The organism is Rhizobium sp. C104 (genome assembly GCF_022354505.1).
GTDB lineage: Bacteria > Pseudomonadota > Alphaproteobacteria > Rhizobiales > Rhizobiaceae > Rhizobium > Rhizobium redzepovicii.
This window is the reverse complement of the sequence record NZ_CP092348.1, coordinates 2,037,412-2,057,781: the sequence shown is the minus strand read 5'-3', so window position 1 is coordinate 2,057,781 and position 20,370 is coordinate 2,037,412. Positions and strand designations below refer to the sequence as shown.

Annotated in this window: 15 protein-coding genes and 4 pseudogenes; 9 read left to right on the top strand and 10 right to left on the bottom strand. The window is 61.1% G+C overall.

Annotated features, from left to right (window positions below):
* Positions 1 to 37 precede the first annotated feature (37 nt).
* Complete coding sequence (locus MF410_RS11345) at positions 38 to 1,225, bottom strand: hypothetical protein (RefSeq protein WP_097627066.1); 1,188 nt, start codon at positions 1,223 to 1,225, stop codon at positions 38 to 40.
* A gap of 234 nt (positions 1,226 to 1,459) precedes the next feature.
* Here MF410_RS11345 and parC point away from each other — a divergent pair, with 234 nt between their 5' ends.
* Both parC and MF410_RS11335 read left to right on the top strand, forming a co-directional pair.
* Positions 1,460 to 3,715: a DNA topoisomerase IV subunit A gene (gene parC, locus MF410_RS11340; protein ID WP_097627068.1), complete on the top strand. Its 2,256-nt coding sequence runs from the start codon at positions 1,460 to 1,462 to the stop codon at positions 3,713 to 3,715.
* 243 nt (positions 3,716 to 3,958) lie between these two features.
* Positions 3,959 to 4,417, top strand: coding sequence for an SRPBCC domain-containing protein (locus MF410_RS11335; RefSeq protein WP_012557206.1), 459 nt, complete (start codon positions 3,959 to 3,961; stop codon positions 4,415 to 4,417).
* A 10-nt stretch (positions 4,418 to 4,427) separates the two neighbouring features.
* On the opposite strand, the pseudogene MF410_RS11330 reads toward MF410_RS11335, so the two are convergent.
* The 4 genes and pseudogenes from MF410_RS11330 to hemB all read right to left on the bottom strand — a co-directional run bounded on the left by MF410_RS11330 (position 4,428) and on the right by hemB (position 7,942).
* Positions 4,428 to 5,308, bottom strand: a pseudogene (locus tag MF410_RS11330) (DMT family transporter).
* Entirely contained in the window at positions 5,309 to 6,085 is a 777-nt protein-coding gene (locus MF410_RS11325) for an arginyltransferase (RefSeq protein WP_097627072.1), read from the bottom strand. It lies immediately after the preceding pseudogene.
* Between the two features lie 204 nt (positions 6,086 to 6,289).
* Positions 6,290 to 6,748 carry an RDD family protein gene (locus tag MF410_RS11320; RefSeq protein ID WP_003574079.1) on the bottom strand — a complete coding sequence of 153 codons (459 nt, stop codon included), beginning with the start codon at positions 6,746 to 6,748 and terminating at the stop codon, positions 6,290 to 6,292.
* A gap of 180 nt (positions 6,749 to 6,928) precedes the next feature.
* A complete protein-coding gene (hemB, locus tag MF410_RS11315; protein ID WP_012557209.1) occupies positions 6,929 to 7,942 on the bottom strand; it encodes a porphobilinogen synthase in 1,014 nt (337 codons plus the stop codon).
* A gap of 220 nt (positions 7,943 to 8,162) precedes the next feature.
* Between hemB and MF410_RS11310 the strand changes: the two genes are divergently transcribed.
* From MF410_RS11310 to MF410_RS11280, 7 genes and pseudogenes are all read left to right on the top strand, one after another.
* Positions 8,163 to 8,600 (top strand): DUF6163 family protein, encoded by a 438-nt coding sequence (locus MF410_RS11310; protein WP_041671367.1) that lies wholly within the window; start codon positions 8,163 to 8,165, stop codon positions 8,598 to 8,600.
* Between the two features lie 129 nt (positions 8,601 to 8,729).
* A complete protein-coding gene (locus MF410_RS11305; protein WP_239620389.1) occupies positions 8,730 to 9,245 on the top strand; it encodes a MarR family winged helix-turn-helix transcriptional regulator in 516 nt (171 codons plus the stop codon).
* A gap of 444 nt (positions 9,246 to 9,689) precedes the next feature.
* Positions 9,690 to 10,990, top strand: a pseudogene (locus MF410_RS11300) (L,D-transpeptidase family protein).
* Between the two features lie 215 nt (positions 10,991 to 11,205).
* Positions 11,206 to 12,504, top strand: coding sequence for a serine hydroxymethyltransferase (gene glyA / locus MF410_RS11295; protein WP_097627076.1), 1,299 nt, complete (start codon positions 11,206 to 11,208; stop codon positions 12,502 to 12,504).
* A 9-nt stretch (positions 12,505 to 12,513) separates the two neighbouring features.
* Positions 12,514 to 12,990, top strand: coding sequence for a transcriptional regulator NrdR (nrdR, locus tag MF410_RS11290; protein WP_003547190.1), 477 nt, complete (start codon positions 12,514 to 12,516; stop codon positions 12,988 to 12,990).
* Between the two features lie 3 nt (positions 12,991 to 12,993).
* Positions 12,994 to 14,206, top strand: a pseudogene (ribD, locus tag MF410_RS11285) (bifunctional diaminohydroxyphosphoribosylaminopyrimidine deaminase/5-amino-6-(5-phosphoribosylamino)uracil reductase RibD).
* Positions 14,206 to 14,817 carry a riboflavin synthase gene (locus MF410_RS11280; protein WP_097627080.1) on the top strand — a complete coding sequence of 204 codons (612 nt, stop codon included), beginning with the start codon at positions 14,206 to 14,208 and terminating at the stop codon, positions 14,815 to 14,817. The pseudogene ribD and the gene MF410_RS11280 overlap by 1 nt, the downstream one beginning before the upstream one ends.
* A gap of 38 nt (positions 14,818 to 14,855) precedes the next feature.
* Here MF410_RS11280 and rfbA read toward each other — a convergent pair whose 3' ends face one another.
* The 5 genes and pseudogenes from rfbA to MF410_RS11255 form a co-directional block, all read right to left on the bottom strand.
* Entirely contained in the window at positions 14,856 to 15,725 is an 870-nt protein-coding gene (rfbA, locus tag MF410_RS11275) for a glucose-1-phosphate thymidylyltransferase RfbA (protein WP_097627082.1), read from the bottom strand.
* A 10-nt stretch (positions 15,726 to 15,735) separates the two neighbouring features.
* Positions 15,736 to 16,623 carry a dTDP-4-dehydrorhamnose reductase gene (rfbD, locus tag MF410_RS11270; RefSeq protein ID WP_097627084.1) on the bottom strand — a complete coding sequence of 296 codons (888 nt, stop codon included), beginning with the start codon at positions 16,621 to 16,623 and terminating at the stop codon, positions 15,736 to 15,738.
* Position 16,624: 1 nt separating this feature from the next.
* Positions 16,625 to 17,680, bottom strand: a complete 1,056-nt coding sequence (gene rfbB / locus MF410_RS11265; protein WP_097627086.1) for a dTDP-glucose 4,6-dehydratase — start codon at positions 17,678 to 17,680, stop codon at positions 16,625 to 16,627.
* Positions 17,681 to 17,686: 6 nt separating this feature from the next.
* Positions 17,687 to 18,265, bottom strand: coding sequence for a dTDP-4-dehydrorhamnose 3,5-epimerase (rfbC, locus tag MF410_RS11260; protein WP_097627088.1), 579 nt, complete (start codon positions 18,263 to 18,265; stop codon positions 17,687 to 17,689).
* A pseudogene (locus MF410_RS11255) lies at positions 18,255 to 20,266 on the bottom strand (glycosyltransferase family 1 protein). The gene rfbC and the pseudogene MF410_RS11255 overlap by 11 nt, the downstream one beginning before the upstream one ends.
* Positions 20,267 to 20,370: the final 104 nt, after the last annotated feature.

The window sequence follows — 20,370 nt, the reverse complement described above, 5'->3', positions numbered from 1 at the left end:
ACACATTGCTGGGCCTTTCACCGCAAGAGTAAAGCGATCAGTCGTTGGCCGAAACCTTGACGCCGAGCACTTGCGGCAACGTGTTCGGAGCGCCCATGGCAGCACCGACGATCGTCGGGAAGGGCACCGGCTTTGCAGGAGCGGCCTTGACGGTCAGGCTCTTCGGGTCGTCGAGGAAGGTGTTGACCGCAGCCGAAACGGCGTTCTGCAGTTCCGGGATGTTGAGCTGCGCCAGCATGATCGGCGTCATCGCCTTCAGCGAATCCGCCATCTGCTTGCCCGACATGTTCTGCTGCGAGCCAGCGTAATCAAGCGCACGCTTGGTGATCGAGGCATCGTCGAAACGCACCTGCGCCGCTTCGAAGGAAAGCTGCTGCATCAGGCCGAGCATGGCGAGGCCGAGCGCCTGCTGCGACTGCTCCTTGTTCGGGTTGGTTTCGGATTCCTTCATCGCATCCTGCATCGATTTCATGAAGGCCATCGTGTAGCCCGAAATCTTGAAGCCGAGGTTCAGTTTGCCGACGTTGGTGAAGTCGAAGGCGAATTCCGAAATGTCGACCGTGCCGGGGGCGAGTTCCCAGGCGCCCTTCATGGTGATGTCGCCCTGGACGTGCTGCAGGGCGAGCTTCTCGATCGCATCCTTGCTCTGCGCATCTTCGGTCTTGGTCAGATCGGCCTTCATGCTTTTGAAGGCGCCGTCGAAATCGAAGCCGGATTCGTCTTCGCGCAGCGTCAGGTTCATGTTGCTTTCGAGCAGCGAGAACACTTCCGCACCGTCCTTGACCACCTTCACCGGGCCAATATGCGCGGTCTCATAGAGCATCATGGTGTCGAGCGTGTCGCCGCCCGGCGTTGCCGGCACGGAGATGCCGCCGAGCGTCAGTTCCTGCGCCGTCACGGTGACGCCGTCTTGCGTCTTGTTGATGTCGGGGAAGGCGGCTTCTTCGATATAATAGCCGCCGTCCTCGTCTTCTTCGACGCCGGAAAGGGTAATTTCGCCGATGGGCAGGCTTTCGCCGCCGGTCGGCTTGACGGTGACATTCTTCAACGTGACGGTCGTGCCGTCGATATCGACGCTGTCAGCCGCAATCGTCCCACCCTGGGCGGCATAGGCGGCATTGATCTTCTTCAAGAGATCGGTGCCGTCGAGAGCGAACGCCGAGCCGGCGAGCGAGAAAAAGGCGGCGCCCGACAGCATCAGCCGCGTTGTCCGGTAAAAATTCATGGGGTGATTCCTCTGGTGGCGTGTGGCGGTTGGAAATCTGCAGTTACGCTACTACGGATTGGGCCCGCTTTATATTTGCGGACTTCTAAATTTCCGTTGAAAGGAACGGCAAACGAAGTCCAAATTGCGGCCGAACGTTTGTCTCATCCTTTGATGTCGGTGCCAAGACTTCATCCACAGCTGCAATGGCCTGGATTCCTTGCCCGCCAGCCTCTTCTGGGCTAGTCAGAACCTATGGGACAAGAGATTTTGCCGCCGTCCGGCGGAGACGACGATCACATCCAACCGGTCGACCTCAAGGCGGCGCTCGAGCAGCGCTATCTCGCCTATGCGCTGTCGACCATCATGCACCGTGCTTTGCCTGACGTGCGCGACGGGCTGAAGCCCGTTCATCGCCGCATCGTCTACGCGATGAACGAGATGGGGCTGAGGCCGACGTCGGCCTTCAGGAAATGCGCCAAGATCGTCGGCGAGGTGATGGGTAACTACCATCCGCACGGCGACCAGTCGATCTATGATGCGCTTGCCCGTCTCGCCCAGGACTTCTCGCAACGCTACACGCTGGTCAACGGCCAGGGCAATTTCGGCAATATCGATGGCGACAGCCCCGCCGCCATGCGTTACACCGAATCGAAGATGACGGCGGTCTCCGAACTGCTGCTTGAAGGCATCGATCAGGATGCCGTCGATTTCCGCGACACCTACGACGAATCGAATTCCGAGCCGACCGTCCTTCCCGGCGCCTTCCCGAACCTGCTCGCCAACGGCTCCTCCGGCATCGCCGTCGGCATGGCGACCTCGATCCCGTCGCACAATGCCCACGAGCTTTGCGACGCCGCGCTGCATCTGATCAAGCATCCGGATGCGACCGTCGAAAAGCTCGTCGAATTCATTCCCGGCCCGGATTTCCCCACGGGCGGCATCATCATCGACAGCCGCGACAGCATCATCGAGAGCTATCGCACCGGCCGCGGTGGCTTCCGCGTGCGGGCGAAGTGGCAAACCGAGGATCTCGGCCGCGGCGGCTACCAGATCGTCATCACCGAAATTCCCTTCCAGGTGCAGAAGTCGCGGCTGATCGAGAAGATCGCCGAGCTGCTGATCGCCCGCAAACTGCCGCTCTTGGAGGACATCCGCGATGAATCGGCCGAGGACATCCGTGTCGTCCTGGTGCCGAAGACCCGCAGCGTCGATCCGACGATCCTGATGGAATCGATGTTCAAGCTGACGGAGCTCGAAAGCCGCTTCCCGCTCAACATGAACGTGCTGTCCATGGGCCGCATCCCGCGGGTCATGGCGCTGAACGAAGTGCTGAAGGAGTGGCTGGATCACCGCCGCGAGGTGCTGCAGCGCCGCTCGCGCTTCCGACTGGCCGCGATCGACAGGCGTCTCGAAATCCTCGGCGGCCTTCTGATCGCCTATCTCAACATCGACGAGGTGATCAGGATCATCCGCGAGGAGGATGAGCCGAAGCCTGTGATGATGGCGCGCTGGGATCTCACCGACATTCAGGTCGAGGCGATCCTCAACATGCGGCTGCGCGCCTTGCGCAAGCTGGAAGAGTTCGAGATCCGCAAGGAATTCGACGAACTCACCAAGGAAAAGGGCGAGATCGAAGCGCTGCTTGCCTCCGACGACAAGCAGTGGCAGACGGTCGCCTGGGAAATCGGCGAAGTGAAGAAGAAATTCGCCAAGGCGACCGAGGTCGGCCGCCGCCGCACCCAGTTTGCCGACGCACCCGAGGCCGACGAGGAAGCAATCCAGCAGGCGATGATCGAGAAAGAACCGATCACCGTCGTCATATCCGAAAAGGGCTGGATCCGAGCGCTGAAGGGCCATATCGCCGATACGGCGACGCTGACCTTCAAGGAGGGCGACGGCCTGAAGATAGCCTTTCCGGCGCAGACGACGGACAAGATCCTGATCGTCACGACAGGCGGCAAGGCCTTCACCCTTGGCGGCGACAAGCTGCCGGGCGGTCGCGGCCATGGCGAGCCGCTGCGCATCATGGTCGACATGGACAACGACCAGGCGGTGCTGACGGCTTTCGTCCACGATCCGTCGCGCAAGCAGCTGATCGTCTCGACAGCCGGCAACGGCTTCGTCGTTCCGGAGGCCGAGCTGGTCGCCAATACGCGCAAGGGCAAGCAGATCATGAACGTCGCGCTGCCCGAGGAGACGCAGCTGCTCGTGCCCGTCAGCGGCGACCATGTCGCCGTCGTCGGCGAAAACCGCAAGCTGCTGGTGTTCCCGCTGGCACAGGTGCCGGAAATGTCGCGCGGCAAGGGCGTGCGCCTGCAGCGTTACAAGGATGGCGGCATTTCCGACGTCCGCTGCTTCGCAATATCGGGCGGCCTCGTCTGGGAAGACAGCGCCGGCCGCACCTTCACGAAGAACAAGGACGAGCTTGCGGAATGGCTGGCCGACCGCGCCACCGCCGGCCGCACCGTGCCGAAGGGTTTTCCGCGCAGCGGCAAATTCGCCGGTTAATGCGTGATGCCGAAAAGTGTGAGCGGTTTTCGGGCGACATCATGCTCTAACTTTGTCGCCCGCAAGCGCGCAGCGGTTCCGGGCTAGCGATATAAAAATTCCGTGCTCGTCTCTTGGCGGGCGCCGGAACTTCTCTATCTCTTCGCTGTTATCCAAAACAAGAGAAGGCCGGTCTGTGGGCGGACGGAACGGCTGTGGGCCGCGCGCTTGGAGCAGGCGCGCGCCGTTACCGGAGGAAAATCGATGCCCGCCAGCACCATCAAATTGCATGTCAGCCATACCTACAGGGTTCCGCCTGCTGTCGTGTACGACGCCTGGCTCAACCCCGAAATCGCCCGCCGCTTTCTGTTTGCCACCGATGACGGTCATGTCATCCGCGCCGATATCGATCCGCATGTCGGCGGCCGTTTCTTCATCGTCGACCGCCGTCCCACCGGCGACGCCTTTCACCAGGGCGTCTTCCTGGAATTGAAGCGCCCGCAACGCATGGTCTTCAGCTTTTCCGTCGAGGACCACGACCACAATTGCGACCGAGTCGAAATCGACATCGAACCGCTCGGCGGCGGCAGCCGCCTGACGCTGACCCACGAAATGTGCGCCGAATGGGCCGAACACGAGGAAAAAACCCGGCAAGGCTGGGCGCACGTGCTCGAAGGACTTGGCAGGGAGTTGGAACAGCAGCAGATGAAGGCTACCGGTTGAGCGACAACGCCTATCCCGCCAATGGCCTGATGCTTCTGCCGTGCACCATCCAGAAGCAATGCCCGGCGATCGCCGCTATCAGGATGCCGCCGCCGACGAGTGTCATCGTCGCCGGCGTTTCCGAAAAGATCAGCCAGACCCAGATTGGGGCGAGCACTGTTTCGAGCAGATAGAACATGCCGACCTCGGGGCGGAGAGGTAACGCGGCCCGGTCGCGAGGCACCAGAAGGCGACCGGCATGACGATGGCGCCGTTGACGAGAATCCAGCCGGGATCGGCGATGGAAAGCCCTGAGGGCAGAGCTTGCGCGAGGCCGAGCACGGCCGGCAGGATAGCGGCAAGCAGCGGCACGAAGCCCATATCCCGGCGCGAGGCGCGCCCGATTGTAATAGCTGCGGCAAGAATAAACGCGCTGAGAAGCGCCATGGCATCGCCGAAAAAATGACCGCTGGAAAGCCCTTCGCGCACGATCAATCCGACGCCGAGGATCATGAACAGCATGGCGATCAGCGTCGCGGCCTGCGGCTTCTCCTTGAGGAAAGTCCAGGAAAGGAGCGCCCCGAACATCGGGTTGAAGGCGACGATGAAGACGACATTGGCTGTGGTCGTATTGAAGACGGCCAGCACGAAAGTGAGGGATGAGAGGCCGTAGAGCAGACCGGCGAGCAGGCCGGCTCGCCCCGGAACGAGCACCGGCCATTTACCCGAGGCAACGCGCATTGCTGCAAGGATGACGAGCGTGGCGACAACCGTGGCTGCGCTTCGCATGCCCAGGATCGACCAGATGTCGCCGCCGCCAAGGCGGACGAGCGGAATATCCATGGAAAGCGCCAGCCCGCCGATCGCCGTCAGCAGCAGGCCCTTCCGATGATCGGAAAGAGCGGTGGACATTCAGTCGTGGGGGCTTTCGGGCATGGACAAGGGATCGAAACGTTCCCAGCCGCGCGGTGTCAGGTGCTCCTGCGGCTGGAAGCGCGTCTTATAGTCCATTTTTCGCGACCCTTGAACCCAGTAGCCGAGATAGACATGCGGCAGGCCCAGCGCTTTCGCGCGCCTGACATGGTCGAGAATCATGAAGGTGCCGAGTGACCGCCGCTCGAGATCGGGATTGAAGTAGGAATAGACCATCGACAGCCCATCGCTCATCGTGTCGGTCAGCGCGGCGGCAAGCAGCTCGCCCTTCGGCCGCTGTTCCAGCCCGGAGCCTTCTTCACGCCGCCGGTACTCGACAATTCGCGTGTTCACATGCGTGTCCTCAACCATGATTGCATAGTCGAGCACTGTCATGTCGGACATGCCGCCCTGCTGGTGGCGAAAATCGAGATAGCGGCGGAAAAGCGAATATTGCTCGCTCGAAGGCTGGGCCGTGAATTCGGTGGCAATGACGTCGGAATTGGCGGCAAGCACCCGTTTCATCGATTTCGTCGGCTCGAATTCCTGGGCGAGAATACGCACGGAAACGCAGGCGCGACAGGATTCGCAGGCCGGGCGGTAGGCGATATTCTGGGAGCGGCGGAAACCGCCCTGGGTCAGGATGTCGTTCATCTCGGCGGCGCGCGGGCCGACCAGATGGGTGAACACCTTACGCTCCATCTCATGCGGCAGATACGGACACGCAGCCGGAGCCGTCAGATAAAACTGCGGAGATGGCGTTGTCTGCGTATTCATCTGTCGCGGAAATTTCCTTGTCGAGACCGTGCCGTTTCTTGACAGCATGACCTAAGAATAAAAAACGTCAACAGCGGGGCGGTTCTTGCCCTTCATATCGGTCTTCTAATTTTAAATATGGAGCAGTGGCGGCCCCGGCAAAGAGAAAGCGGAGACTTTATTTCGTCTCCGCTGAATGGTTTAGCCGTGGTCTTGAGCCATCGCTTAGGCGGTGCGAACCGTCGCTGTCCCGACCAGCAGGTCGTGGATGAGGCGGCTGCGCTCGGTAAACAGGCCGGCAAGCAGGATCAGCGGCGTCAGAACCGAGTTGAGGATCCAGAACAGCGCCAGATGCACGATCGCCGTCAGGAAATCCATCGGCCGACCGTCGACGCGCACGATGGCGATGCCCATCGCGCGCATGCCGAGCGAGGCCTGGCTCCGCCCGCCGACAGTCAGGCCGAAATAGATGCCGGCGACGATGACGAAGAGTGCAGGGTAGAGCAGGAAGCCAAGCCCGAGCGTGACGATCGACAGGAAGAACAGCACGATCCCCGCGGGGATGCAGAGCAGCAGCACGATCAAATAGTCGAGGATGAAGGCGAAGACACGGCGGCTCAACACGCCGCTATAGGCGCGCCAGTCCTCCGGTGCGGCATAAAGCGGATTGGGGTTGTAGCTCATCTCAATCTCCTGCGGAAAAGCGATGCCGCAGATATGGTATCGGCAGAACAAAATACAATAATTCTTCCTGGCTGCGGATGTTTCAGGCCGATCCGACCTGAAACATCCGCATCTAAATCGAAGAAATAGAGCATGATGTCACCCGAAAACCGCATACACTTTTCGGCATCATGCTCGCAATCACCGCTTCGCGAGGACTTTCGCCACCTCGACCGCGAAATAGGTGAGGATGCCGTCGCATCCCGCCCGCTTGAATGACAGCAGCGTTTCGAGCATCGCCCGCTCGCCGTCGATCCAGCCATTCATCGCCGCTGCCTTGATCTGCGAATATTCGCCGGAAACCTGGTAGGCGAAGGTCGGCAGGCCGAAGGCCTCCTTCATCCGCCAGCAGATGTCGAGATAGGGCAGGCCGGGCTTGACCATCAGCATATCAGCACCTTCCTCGACGTCGAGGGCCGCATCGCGGATCGCCTCGGTGCCGTTGGCCGGGTCGATATAATAGGTCTTCTTGTCACCCTTCAGCAGCCCGCCCGTCGAGATCGCCTCGCGATAGGGGCCATAGAAGGCGGAAGCGAATTTCGTCGCATAGCTCATGATGCCGACGCTCTGGTGGCCGGCTGCATCAAGCGCCATGCGGATTGCGCCGATGCGCCCGTCCATCATCTCGGACGGCGCAATGATGTCGGCGCCGGCATCCGCCTGCATCACGGCGGCACGCGCCACCTGATCGACCGTCTCGTCGTTGACGATCTCGCTGCCTCTCAAAATGCCGTCATGGCCATGGCTGGTGAAGGGATCGAGCGCGACGTCGGTGATGACGCCGATATTGGGCACCGCCTTCTTGATCGCCGACGTCGCCTTATTGATCAGATTATTGGCTTCGAGGCTGTTCGAGCCCGTTTCGTCGCGCAGTTCCATCTCGATATTCGGAAAGGTCGCGAGCGCTGGAATGCCGAGGCCGGCCGCTTCGCGTGCTGCCTCGACGGCCTTGTCGATGCTCATGCGGTTGACGCCCGGCATGGCCGGGATCGGATCGACGATGCCGGAGCCGGGCACGATGAAGATCGGCCAGATCAGGTCGTCGACCGTCAGCCGGTTCTCCTGCACCAACCGGCGTGTCCATTCCGCCTTGCGGTTGCGCCGCATGCGGCGATGGCCGGTGATGTCGTCGACGAGATGCGTCCTATCCTGCATGATATCTGCCCCTGGCCCATTCCATTTATCGGAGCGCTCATTATCATGACCCCCGAAAAATCCAAACCGGACGATTGGCCGCGGCGGAAAAACTTGAGGCGTAAAGCCCGAAATCGATTTTCGGCGTTACGCGCGAGCGCGATGTGATAGAGCATCTTCAGCGCGTCGTCAGAGGCGCGGCGCTCGTATGAAGATGCAACCCCGAACCGATGTCTGCGCTATGGAAACCGATTCTCCGACGATACCGAAACGCACGCTGGCGGATATACTCTTCATTCTTTTCCTGAGACTGGTCGCCGTTTCCTGCTTCTGGTTCGGCCTGCAATATTGGGCGATGCTCGTCGGCTATTCGCTGGTCGGCGCCGGCCGCTTCGACCTTTTGAGCCTGCCGTGGAAGGTGGCGAGCACCAGTCTCGCCGTGCTTTTTCCCGTCGCCTCCCTCGGCCTTTGGCTCACCGTCTCCTGGGGGCCGGTCATCTGGGTGCTGGCCGCCGGCGGGCAAATCCTGATGTACGGCCTACTGCCCAATATTTTCGGAGCCAACAAACTGATCATCCTGCTGCACGTGATGGTCGCCGTCGTCTACCTGATTTTCCGCCTGCTGCTCTGGCTGGAAAAACGCCGGCACCGCCGCCAGGTAAGTGTTGATTTACCCTGAGACAACGTGGGGTTTCCAGTAAGGCTCCGTTAAGCCTGCGGTTTAAGTCGAATTTTATATGTATTCGATAGGGTCTCACTCAAGGCGGGAAGAAAACGACACCGCCAAACAAACAGTGAGGCAGTCAATATGAACACGAAAATCAAGCCGCAGGCGGTATCGAACTTCCGTGACCAGCAGGACCAGGGCATCCGTGATCTTTACATGGAATCCCTTCATCTTGTTGAACGTCTTCACCGCCGTCTTCTCGACGTCATCAAGGACGAGTTCGACCGTCAGGGTCGCAGCGACGTCAACGCCATCCAGGCGCTGCTCCTTTTCAACATCGGCAATTCCGAACTGACCGCCGGCGAGCTGCGCTCGCGGGGCTACTATCTCGGCTCCAACGTTTCCTACAACGTCAAGAAGCTGGTCGACCTCGGCTTCATCAACCACCAGCGCTCGCGCATCGACCGCCGTTCCGTCCGCATCAGCCTGACCGAAACCGGCCAGGACATTGCCGAAACGGTGGCTAAACTCTACGAACGCCACATCACCTCAATCGACAAGGTCGGCGGCATCGGCACCGACGAGTTCACCCAGATGAACAAGCTGCTCCAGCGCCTCGACCGCTTCTGGAACAACTCGATCATGTATCGCCTCTGAGACCCTCGACCTCCTTCAGGGTTGCAGAAAACCGGACGTGTTCCCTGCGCGTCCGGTTTTGCCGTTGGCAACGCGTGGCATCTTTGCAACGCAAGGCAGACAAGCATTATCTCCCGTATCCAAGCCGTTTTTTAGCCGTTATTAACCGGCACGGTTTAGCCCGTCATATGGTTTGTTGTGTCGTGTTTCCGGTAGCCGGATATTCCGCCTTCCGGCACGGCAACACGAATTGGCCATATTGGTGTGGCAGCGGAAGGCTTAACAACCGGCGCTTTCAAGGGACCGATCAAAAATGGTCAGGCTGTCGCATCGCAATCTTGTGATGGGGCAAGCGGAAAGTTTTGATCTGCCGGGACAACAAATGCACAGAGATCTGCGTCAGAGCGCAGTGATATCGCAAAGAGCCGCGGCTTCTCTTTATCGCCGCATTCAGTGGTTGGGACTATGTCGAAGAAAAACGGAAATGAAGCTCTCTCGCGCCGCGCTTTCCTTGCGTCCGCGGCAACGGTTGGCGTTAGCGCGATTGCCGCGCCGGCCTTCGCGCAATCGGCGATCGATACGCTGATCAACGCGCCGCGCCGCGGCAACTGGGACGACCAGTTTGACGCCAAGGCGGCTTCGCGCACGGCAAGCGCCGTCGTTTCCAATACGCCGATCCTCGGCCCCCAATCGGTCGCTAGCGCCCAGCAGGCGGTCATGCAGTATCAGCAGATCGCGGCCGCCGGCGGCTGGCCGGAGGTCAATCCCGGTGACCAGAAGCTGCAGCTCGGCGTCAGCCATCCCGCCGTTCAGGCGCTGCGCCAGCGCCTGGCGATCACCGGCGACCTGCCGCGCGAGGCCGGCATGTCGAGCGCCTTCGATTCCTATGTCGATGGTGCGGTCAAGCGTTTCCAGGCCCGCCACGGCCTGCCGTCCGATGGTGTGCTCGGCGAATTCACGCTGAAGGCGATGAACATCCCCGCCGATGTCCGCCTGCAGCAGTTGAACACCAATATCGTCCGCCTGCAGACTTTCCCCGAGGATCTCGGCCGCCGCCACGTGATGGTCAACATCCCGGCTGCCTATGTCGAGGCTGTCGAGGATGGCACTGTCGCGACGCGCCACACCGCTGTTGTCGGTCGTCTCAGCCGTCCGACACATCTCGTCAATTCGAAGATCTACGAGGTCATCCTCAACCCCTACTGGACCTCGCCGCGCTCGATCGTCGAGAAGGACATCATGCCGCTGATGCGCAAGGATCCGACCTATCTCGAAAAGAACGCCATCCGCCTGATCGACGGCAAGGGCAACGAAGTTGCCCCGAGACCATCGACTGGAACGGCGAGGCACCGAACCTGATGTTCCGCCAGGACCCCGGCAAGACCAACGCCATGGCGTCGACGAAGATCAACTTCTACAACAAGAACGGCGAGTACATGCACGACACGCCGCAGCAGGGCCTGTTCAACAAGCTGATGCGCTTCGAGTCGTCTGGCTGCGTCCGCGTCCAGAACGTGCGCGACTTGTCGAACTGGCTCTTGCGCGAGACCCCCGGCTGGAACCGCCAGCAGATGGAGCAGGTGATCGCATCCGGCGTCAACACGCCGGTCAAACTCGCCACGGAAGTTCCGGTCTATTTCGTCTACATCTCCGCCTGGGGCATGCCCGACGGCATCGTCCAGTTCCGCGACGACATCTATCAGATGGACGGCAATGCCGAGCTGGCGCTCGATACCACGGCCGGCATGGAACAGCCGGTCCAATAAACGGCGGCCTCTGCATCGCATCTTCAAACCGCGCCTTCCCGGCGCGGTTTTTTTATGCCGGGGAGGGCACCCGGTGACGTGACCGCCGGTCCTCAGCGCTGCGCTGTCGCAAAATGACAGGAGCGCGCGCTTTGCTCAGCAAATGTCGTTCTCCGTATTGCCCTTGCCACGGCGGAAGGCTAATACCTCAGCGCATTCCAGTTGAGGAGCCCGCCATGACCAATGCTTCCACCGAGTCCTTCTTCAATCGCTCGCTTGCGGACGTCGATCCCGAGATTTTCGGTGCGATCGGAAAGGAACTCGGTCGCCAACGGCACGAGATCGAACTGATCGCTTCCGAGAACATCGTCTCCCGCGCCGTGCTGGAAGCCCAGGGCTCCATCATGACCAACAAATATGCCGAGGGTTATCCCGGCAAGCGTTACTACGGCGGCTGCCAGTTCGTCGATATCGCCGAGGAGCTGGCGATCGAGCGCGCCAAGAAGCTGTTCGGCGTCAATTTCGCCAACGTCCAGCCGAATTCGGGTTCGCAGATGAACCAGGCCGTGTTCCTGGCGCTGCTGCAGCCCGGCGACACCTTCATGGGCCTCGACCTGAATTCGGGCGGCCACCTCACGCATGGTTCGCCGGTCAACATGTCCGGCAAGTGGTTCAACGTCGTCTCCTACGGCGTGCGCGAAGGCGACAACCTGCTCGACATGGATGAAGTCGCCCGCAAGGCCGAAGAGCAGAAGCCGAAGCTCATCATCGCCGGCGGCACCGCCTATTCCCGCATCTGGGACTGGAAGCGCTTCCGCGAGATCGCCGATTCTGTTGGTGCCTATCTGATGGTCGACATGGCTCACATCGCCGGCCTCGTCGCCGGTGGCCAGCATCCGTCGCCGTTCCCGCATTGCCATGTTGCGACGACCACGACCCACAAGTCGCTGCGCGGCCCGCGCGGCGGCGTCATCCTCACCAATGAAGAGGATTTGGCGAAGAAGTTCAATTCGGCTGTTTTCCCCGGTCTGCAGGGTGGTCCGCTGATGCACATCATCGCCGCCAAGGCTGTCGCTTTCGGTGAGGCGCTGCGGCCCGAGTTCAAGGATTACGCCGCCCAGGTCGTCAAGAACGCCAAGGCACTGGCCGAAACGCTGATCGCAGGTGGTCTCGACGTCGTCTCCGGCGGCACCGACAACCATCTGATGCTGGTCGACCTGCGCAAGAAGAACGCCACCGGCAAACGCGCCGAGGCAGCTCTTGGCCGCGCCTACGTCACCTGCAACAAGAACGGCATTCCCTTCGACCCGGAAAAGCCCTTCGTCACCTCCGGTGTGCGCCTCGGCGCGCCGGCCGGCACGACCCGCGGCTTCAAGGAAGCCGAATTCCGCGAAATCGGCAATCTGATCGTCGAGGTTCTCGACGGCCTGAAGGTTGCCAATTCCGATGAAGGCAATGCCGCCGTCGAAGCCGCCGTACGTGGCAAGGTGGTCAACCTCACTGACCGCTTCCCAATGTATGACTACATGGGATAAGGAGTAGCGATGCGCTGCCCCTATTGCGGTTCGGAAGATACACAGGTTAAAGATTCGCGTCCGGCGGAGGACAATACGTCCATCCGCCGGCGGCGTATCTGTCCGGATTGCGGCGGCCGCTTCACGACCTTCGAGCGCGTGCAACTGCGCGAGCTGATGGTCATCAAGAAGACCGGCCGCAAGGTTCCCTTTGATCGCGACAAGCTGGTGCGCTCCTTCGAAGTGGCTCTGCGCAAACGCCCTGTCGAGCGTGACCGCATCGAGCGCGCCGTGTCCGGCATCGTCCGCCGGCTTGAAAGCTCGGGCGAAACCGAAATCTCCTCCGAGCAGATCGGCTTGCAGGTGCTCGAAGCGATGAAGAGCCTCGACGATGTCGGCTTTGTGCGCTACGCCTCCGTCTATCGGGATTTCTCGCTTGCCGAGGATTTCGAAAAGGTCATTTCCGAAATCAACGCCAAGATCGCCCGCGACCCGCTGGACAGGTGAGCCATGAGCGTCACGTCGCATGACGAGAGTTTCATGGCGGCGGCAATCCGCCTGTCGCGCCGGCATCTCGGCCGCACCGCCACCAACCCCTCCGTCGGCTGTCTGATCGTCAAGGACGGCGTCGTCGTCGGCCAGGCGGTCACCGCCGTCGGCGGCCGCCCGCATGCCGAGCCGCAGGCGCTCGCCGAAGCGGGCGATGCTGCTCGCGGCGCCACCGCCTATGTGACACTCGAACCCTGCTCGCATCACGGCAAGACCCCACCCTGCGCCGAGGCGCTGCTCGCCTATGGTGTCGCCCGCGTCGTCATCAGCGTCACCGATCCCGACCCGCGCGTCTCCGGCCGCGGCATCGCCATGCTGCGTGAAGCCGGCATCGAGGTGGATGCAGGCGTGCTGGAGGCCGACGGCCGGCGTTCGCTTGCCGGCTATCTCACCCGCCAGACGAAGAACCGCCCTTATGTGACTCTCAAGCTTGCCGTTTCCGCCGATGGCATGATCGGCCGCCAAGGGGAGGGCCAGGTGGCGATAACCGGCCCGGAGGCCCGCGCCGAGGTTCAGGCGCTGCGCGCCGAAACCGACGCGATCCTCGTCGGCATCGGTACCGCAATTTCCGACAACCCGCTGCTGACGGTGCGCACACCAGGCCTTGAAGCGCAGTCCCCCATCCGCATCGTGCTCGATCCCTCCCTGGCATTGCCGCTGACGAGCAAGCTGGTTCAGACGGCGCGGGATGTGCCGGTGATCGTGGTGGCGAGTGAAGAGATTTCGCCGTTAGGGTCAGAGGAAGGGTCACACCCTTCTGTCCTGGGAGCTACCCCCAGCCAATCTCCCCCTTGTGGGGGAGATGTCCGGCAGGACAGAGGGGGGTGCCACACTCTCCGACGCCGCTACGGACCTGGACTCCCGCCGCATCGCTCTCGAAGCCACCGGTGTCGAGATCGTCTATTGCAATCCCTATCATCCGGAAATCCTGCTGCCGGCCTTGGCAACACGCGGCATTTCCTCACTTCTGGTCGAGGGCGGCGCCAAGACCGCCCGGCTTTTCCTCGAGGCCGGTCTCGTCGACCGCATCCAGCTTTACCAGGCGCCTGTCGTCATCGGCGAGGGCGGTATTGAATCGCCGCTTGATACAACCGACATACCATCGGGTTTTGCCCACACGGGCACGCAGATGTTCGGCGAAGATCGCCTGGACGAATACGAAAGAGGGCTTTGATGTTTACCGGAATAGTCACCGATGTCGGCACGGTCGAATCAGTTTCTCCGCTGAAGGAAGGCATCCGGTTGCGGGTCGCCACCGCCTACGATCCCTCAACGATCGACATGGGCGCCTCGATTTCGCATTCCGGCATATGCCTGACCGTGACGGGTCTGCCGGCCGAGGGCAGCAATGGCCGCTGGTTCGAGGTCGAGGCCTGGGAAGAGGCGCTGCGGTTGACGACGATCGGCGCTTGGCGGGAAGGCAGCCGCATCAATCTCGAACGGTCGCTGAAAATCGGCGATGAACTCGGCGGCCACATCGTTTCCGGCCATGTCGACGGCAAGGCCGAAATCCTCTCGGTGACATCGGAAGGCGACGCCACCCGTTACCGGCTGCGCGCGCCCGAGCATCTGGCGAAATTCGTCGCCCCCAAGGGTTCGATCGCCCTCGACGGCACCTCGCTGACCGTCAACGCGGTCGACGGGACGGATTTCGACGTCCTGCTCATCCGCCACACGCTCGAGGTCACCACCTGGGGCGAGCGCAAGGCCGGCGATTTCGTCAATTTCGAAGTCGACACCATGGCGCGTTACGCCGCCCGGCTGGCGGAATTCCCGAGCACCTGAATCGAAAACCTGTACCGGTTTCCGGGGTCACAAGTCACTCACCAATCCGGGGACAGCTTCGTCAGATACTGGCCGTAAGCGCTCTTGCCGAGCTTCTCTGCGAGCTTGGCGAGGTCGTCCTGCGAGATGTAACCCATGCGCCAGGCGACTTCTTCGGGACAGGCGATCTTGAAGCCCTGGCGTTTCTCCAGCGTGCTGACGAAACCTGCGGCATCATGCAGACTATCCGGCGTGCCGGTGTCGAGCCAGGCATAGCCCCGGCCCATCAGCTCCACGAAAAGCTGGCCGCGCTCAAGATAGGTGCGGTTGACATCGGTGATTTCCAGTTCGCCGCGCGGTGACGGCTTCAGGTTCGCGGCGATATCGACCACCTGCTGGTCGTAGAAATAGAGGCCGGTCACCGCCCAGTTCGATTTTGGCTCCTTCGGTTTCTCCTCGATCGACTGCGCATTCATCTTTTCGTCGAAGCCCACGACGCCATAACGTTCCGGATCGGTGACGTGATAGGCAAACACCGTTGCGCCTTCCCGCCGACCTGTGCCGGATTTCATGATTTCCGGCAGTCCGTGCCCGTAGAAGATATTGTCGCCGAGAACGAGTGCCGAGCTGTCGCCGTGCACGAAGTCGGCGCCGATGATGAAGGCCTGGGCGAGGCCGTCCGGGCTCGCCTGTACGGCATAGCTCAGCGAAATTCCCCATTGCGAGCCGTCGCCGAGAAGACGCTTGAAGGCTTCGACGTCGTGAGGCGTGGTGATGATCAGCAGCTCCCTGATGCCGGCGAGCATGAGCGTCGTCAGCGGATAGTAGATCATCGGTTTGTCGTAGACCGGCATCAACTGTTTCGAGACGGCCTGGGTGATCGGATGCAGACGTGAGCCCGTACCGCCGGCGAGAATAATTCCCTTCATGCCTATCTCCTTAAAGACCCTTGTTCAAAAGGTCTTGCATGACAATCGTCATGGATTTCTTCCACTCCGGGAGCCGGAGTCCATAGGTTCCGGCGAGCTTCTCGCCATTGAGGCGTGAATTGGCGGGACGCTTTGCCGGCGTCGGATAGTCCGCCGTCGGGATGCGTTCGACGCCGACGTTTCTACCGCCGGATTTGGAAAGCTCAGCGAATATCGCTTCGGCGAAATCCGCCCAGCTTGCTTCGCCGCTGCCGGTCAGGTGAAAGGTGCCGCGGAGCGATGGCGCGGGGTCCGCGACGATACGGGTTGCAATCGCAAGAATCGCGGCGGCGATGTCGAGTGCCGAGGTCGGGCATCCCCTCTGATCGGCGACGACGCGAAGAAGATCGCGCGTCTCGGAAAGCCGCAACATCGTTTTCATGAAATTGGCGCCAAAGGGTGAATAGACCCAGGCAGTGCGCAAGATGACGTGGTTCGGATTCGCCGCCGCGACGGCCTTCTCGCCCGCGAGTTTCGAACGCCCATAGACGGAGATCGGCGCCGTCGCATCCTCTTCGCAATATGCGGAGGCCTTGTCGCCGCTGAAGACGTAGTCGGTCGAAATGTGGATGACCGGGACCCCGATCCGCGCGGCAGCCTCGGCAACTGCCCCGGCACCGGCTGCATTGACGGAAAAAGCAAGCTCGGCTTCGCTCTCGGCCTTGTCGACCGCCGTATAGGCGGCGGCCGAGACGATCACATCCGGCCGCAGAGCCGAGAAGGCGGCTGCGACGCTTGCAGGATCCGAAAGATCCATTTCCGGGCGCCCGACTGTGTTGATTTCGACGCCCGTTTCGGCACCGCGTCTGAGCAGCGACTGAACGACCTGGCCGTGTTTGCCGGTCACGGCAATGCGCATCTTATCGCCCCTTGAAAACGCCGAGGCGTTCGCCGGAGTAGACTTTTTCGCGCAGCGGCCTCCACCACCATTCGTTTTCCAAATACCAGTGCACGGTCTTCTCGATGCCGGTTTCGAAGGTCTCTTGCGCCTTCCAGCCGAGTTCGCTTTCGAGTTTCGAGGCATCGATCGCATAGCGTGCGTCGTGTCCGGGGCGGTCGGTGACGTTGGTGATCAGATGCGCATGCGGTGCCTTGTCACTGTAGACGCCGTCGAGAATGGCGCAGATGCGATGAACGACATCAATGTTCCTACGCTCATTGCGGCCGCCCACATTGTATTTTTCGCCGGGGCGCCCTCTGGATGCGATTGTGAAGAGGGCGCGGGCGTGGTCTTCGACGTAGAGCCAGTCGCGGACATTCGAGCCATTGCCGTAAATGGGAAGAGGCTTGCCCTCCAGTGCGTTCAGGATCATCAGCGGAATGAGCTTCTCAGGGAAATGGAACGGGCCGTAATTGTTGGAGCAATTGGAGACAACGACGGGCAGGCCATAGGTGCGGTGCCAGGCGATCGCCAGATGGTCGCTCGCGGCCTTGGAGGCGGAGTAGGGCGAGGACGGATCGTAGGGCGTCGTCTCCTCGAAGAGGCCCTCGTCGCCGAGCGAACCGTAGACCTCGTCCGTCGAGACATGCAGAAAACGGAAGGCGCTCTTGCGGCGAGCGTCAAGCCCATCCCAATAGTGCCGTGCGGCGTCCAGCAGGCTGAATGTGCCGACGATGTTGGTCTGAATGAAATCGGCTGCGCCCGAGATCGAGCGGTCGACATGGCTCTCTGCCGCGAGATGCATGACGATATCAGGGCGGAAGGACGCGAATGCTTCCTGCATCCCGACGTTGTCGCAGATGTCGGCGCGCAGGAACTGGTAGTTCGGCGCCGCTTCGACGGATTTCAGCGATGCCAGATTGCCGGCATAGGTCAGCGTGTCGACATTCAGCACCTCGGCGCCGATCTCGTTGACGAGGTGGCGCACCAATGCCGATCCGATGAAGCCCGCTCCGCCCGTGACCAGTATGCGCATCGTCGATCAATCCTGGGGTTGCTGTGTTGAATAGGAAAAATGACCTGGCAGATCGGCGAGCCGCGGCAACGTCTTGTCCTTGTCGGATGATACCATGTCTTTCTCATCGAAGGGCCAGCGAATGCCGATCGCCGGATCGTTCCACGCGATGCCGCGATCATGCTGCGGGCTGTAGGGTGCGGTTACCTTGTAGCTGATGACGCTGTTCGGCTCGATCGTTGCGAATCCGTGTGCGAAACCGGCCGGTATCCAGAGCTGCTTGCCGGTCTCCGGCGCGAGCTCCTGAGAGAGCCATTTGCCGAAGCTCGGCGATCCCTCGCGGATATCGACGACGACATCGATGATCCGGCCGGCAAGGCACCGCACCAGCTTGCCCTGTGCGAAGGGCGGGATCTGGAAATGCAGCCCCCGGACGGTTCCGGCCTGTGCCGAAAGCGATTCATTGTCCTGGACGAACGTGACGTCGGCCACATTTTCCCGGAACCAGGCATCCTTGAATACCTCGGAGAAGTAGCCGCGGTGATCGCCGAAGCGTGGCGGCGTGATCGCAACAATGCCCTCGATGGCTGCGGTCTCAATGCGCATGACATACCTTTTCTGCGGCCTTCATCAGGCGCCTGCCTTCATGACGCTCATCAGCATGTCAGCCTGCGAGCGGCTCTGCATGGCTGCAAGGCCTGTCGTTGCAATGGCATCGCGCTCGTCGGCATCTGCGATCAGCTTGTAGCAGCGCTCGATCATGTTGTCATACGGCTCGATTGCCAAGCCGCCGATGAAGGACTGGAGGTCTGGATCGCGGATGTCGCCTTCCGTCAGCACGCAAACGCGATTGGCGAGCAGATATGAAATGCGTACGATCTCGAAGACGCCGCTGGCATAATGATGGATGTTGATCACGATCTTGGAGCGGGCAATCGCCGCATCGCGTTCCGCTCCATAGATATTGAAGAGATGGGCGACCTTGAGCCCGCCGTCCTTCAGCGTCTTCAGGATATGGTGGCGGCGTTCGTTCATCGAGCCGTAGAAGAGCACGTCGATATCTTTGACGGTGGCGTGGCTTATCTGGCTGAGGCACCGGCTATAGCCGATTTCGAGCACGCCGGCGTGATCGATTCCCTTGGCGGCGAGATTTTCCCGATTGCGCGGGCTGTAATCCAGAACCGGAAGCGACTTCAGGACCGAGGTGTAGCGCGAATTGATCCAGCTGCTTTCTTCGGACACCTGCTCGAGATTGATGACGACGCTGTCCTTTGGCAGATGGCTGACGATTTCGGCGGCGAGAAGATTGCCGCCATAAATGATCGGCGCACGGCCGGCGAATGCGTTCATGTCGCGGACGATCGGTGCCGAGCCGCCGAGTTCCTCGAAGGCGCCCTGCAGGCCGAGCGCGACTTCGTCGAAGGCATGGCTGTGATTGTAGTTTTCGGGCGTCACGATCCAGATGCAATGACGGTCCTTGTGTGCCTGCCATCCGCCGGCAAAGGGCTGCAATGAATTGCGCAGCGGCTGCTCGATCTTCGGCGCGGCCGGTATGGCGGGCCTTCCCGTCCGGCCCGGCAGCGGCGGTACCGGAGAAGAACCAGAGGTCTGCCGGGCATAGGCGCGCATCAATTCGCGGCCGCCGATAAATTGGCCTCGCGGCATCCAGCCGGGCGGATCATCAGCCCCCCAGATCAGATGCGGCTGCTTGATGAGCGGTTGGCGGCCTTGCTGCCACGCGGTCAGGAGAGCCTCGTCACGGCTCTGCAAAAACGCTTCCTTGGCGGCGAGGAGGCCATGCAGCATCCGGCCGAGGCGGACACCGAACTTCCATTCGAAATCGGCAAGGGTGGGCACGAAGGCGGCGATCTTCAGTCCGGAGGCGATAGCCTGTTGGACATAAAGTCCGAGCAAGCGCTCGATCACGAAGGGGCGCATTTTCGCGTTGGCATCGCGTGAATAATTAGCCGTACCGGCATAGGCAGCACCCGCCGCCGTGCCGGCGCGCGCTTGGTTTTCCAGCGATTCAAGAATGCGTTCGCAAAAGGCGAAATAGCCGGACCAGAATTTTCGGTTGCCGCAGAAATAGTTGCAGAACATGAAGGCAATCTTGTCCTGCGGCGGCGCGATAGGATAGCCGAGCTCCTGGATATGCAGAAAGATCGGCTCCATGCCGGGGTGACCGCCAAGCAGCGAATGTTCCCAGACGTTGCTGTAGATCGCCGCGTGGCCGATCAACGGATTGTAAAGATAGGCGTCCGCTCCTTCTGCTCTGGCTTTTTCCGCCTCCGTCACAAAGGACGGGAAGCTTGTCACCGACTTCATCTCGAATTTGCTGGAGAGCAGCCCCCAGAACACGTCGTCACCGAGGCCGATCGCCTCGTGATGCTGATGCAGGGTGAGGAAGAGTTCATATTCGCGGGTCGTAGCCTGCGTATTGAACGAGATGTCGAGCGGCATGGCAGCCGTATCGAGCTGGCTGCGCTGCGAAGCGTCGAGATAGGGCTGATAGATGATGACCGATCCCGTGCCGGCAGCTTTCTCCGTGAGAAGCGCCAGATCAGGAAGGCCGGCCGGCAAAGAAGGAATGGGCTGATTGATCGTCAAGGTATTGTCCTTCGCGAAAGGCTACCGTCTGCATGGAAATCTGCAGGACGGCAATTTGAGCCTGTTTGGTGCTACTATTTGAGGTGAAGCTTGCGCCACACTGT

Excerpts from the sequence above, each read along its gene's own strand:
- MF410_RS11345 (WP_097627066.1), bottom strand. The coding sequence starts at position 1,225 with ATGAATTTTTACCGGACAACGCGGCTGATGCTGTCGGGCGCCGCCTTT.
- parC (WP_097627068.1), top strand. The coding sequence starts at position 1,460 with ATGGGACAAGAGATTTTGCCGCCGTCCGGCGGAGACGACGATCACATC.
- MF410_RS11335 (WP_012557206.1), top strand. The coding sequence starts at position 3,959 with ATGCCCGCCAGCACCATCAAATTGCATGTCAGCCATACCTACAGGGTT.
- MF410_RS11325 (WP_097627072.1), bottom strand. The coding sequence starts at position 6,085 with ATGAATACGCAGACAACGCCATCTCCGCAGTTTTATCTGACGGCTCCG.
- MF410_RS11320 (WP_003574079.1), bottom strand. The coding sequence starts at position 6,748 with ATGAGCTACAACCCCAATCCGCTTTATGCCGCACCGGAGGACTGGCGC.
- hemB (WP_012557209.1), bottom strand. The coding sequence starts at position 7,942 with ATGCAGGATAGGACGCATCTCGTCGACGACATCACCGGCCATCGCCGC.
- MF410_RS11310 (WP_041671367.1), top strand. The coding sequence starts at position 8,163 with ATGGAAACCGATTCTCCGACGATACCGAAACGCACGCTGGCGGATATA.
- MF410_RS11305 (WP_239620389.1), top strand. The coding sequence starts at position 8,730 with ATGAACACGAAAATCAAGCCGCAGGCGGTATCGAACTTCCGTGACCAG.
- glyA (WP_097627076.1), top strand. The coding sequence starts at position 11,206 with ATGACCAATGCTTCCACCGAGTCCTTCTTCAATCGCTCGCTTGCGGAC.
- nrdR (WP_003547190.1), top strand. The coding sequence starts at position 12,514 with ATGCGCTGCCCCTATTGCGGTTCGGAAGATACACAGGTTAAAGATTCG.
- MF410_RS11280 (WP_097627080.1), top strand. The coding sequence starts at position 14,206 with ATGTTTACCGGAATAGTCACCGATGTCGGCACGGTCGAATCAGTTTCT.
- rfbA (WP_097627082.1), bottom strand. The coding sequence starts at position 15,725 with ATGAAGGGAATTATTCTCGCCGGCGGTACGGGCTCACGTCTGCATCCG.
- rfbD (WP_097627084.1), bottom strand. The coding sequence starts at position 16,623 with ATGCGCATTGCCGTGACCGGCAAACACGGCCAGGTCGTTCAGTCGCTG.
- rfbB (WP_097627086.1), bottom strand. The coding sequence starts at position 17,680 with ATGCGCATACTGGTCACGGGCGGAGCGGGCTTCATCGGATCGGCATTG.
- rfbC (WP_097627088.1), bottom strand. The coding sequence starts at position 18,265 with ATGCGCATTGAGACCGCAGCCATCGAGGGCATTGTTGCGATCACGCCG.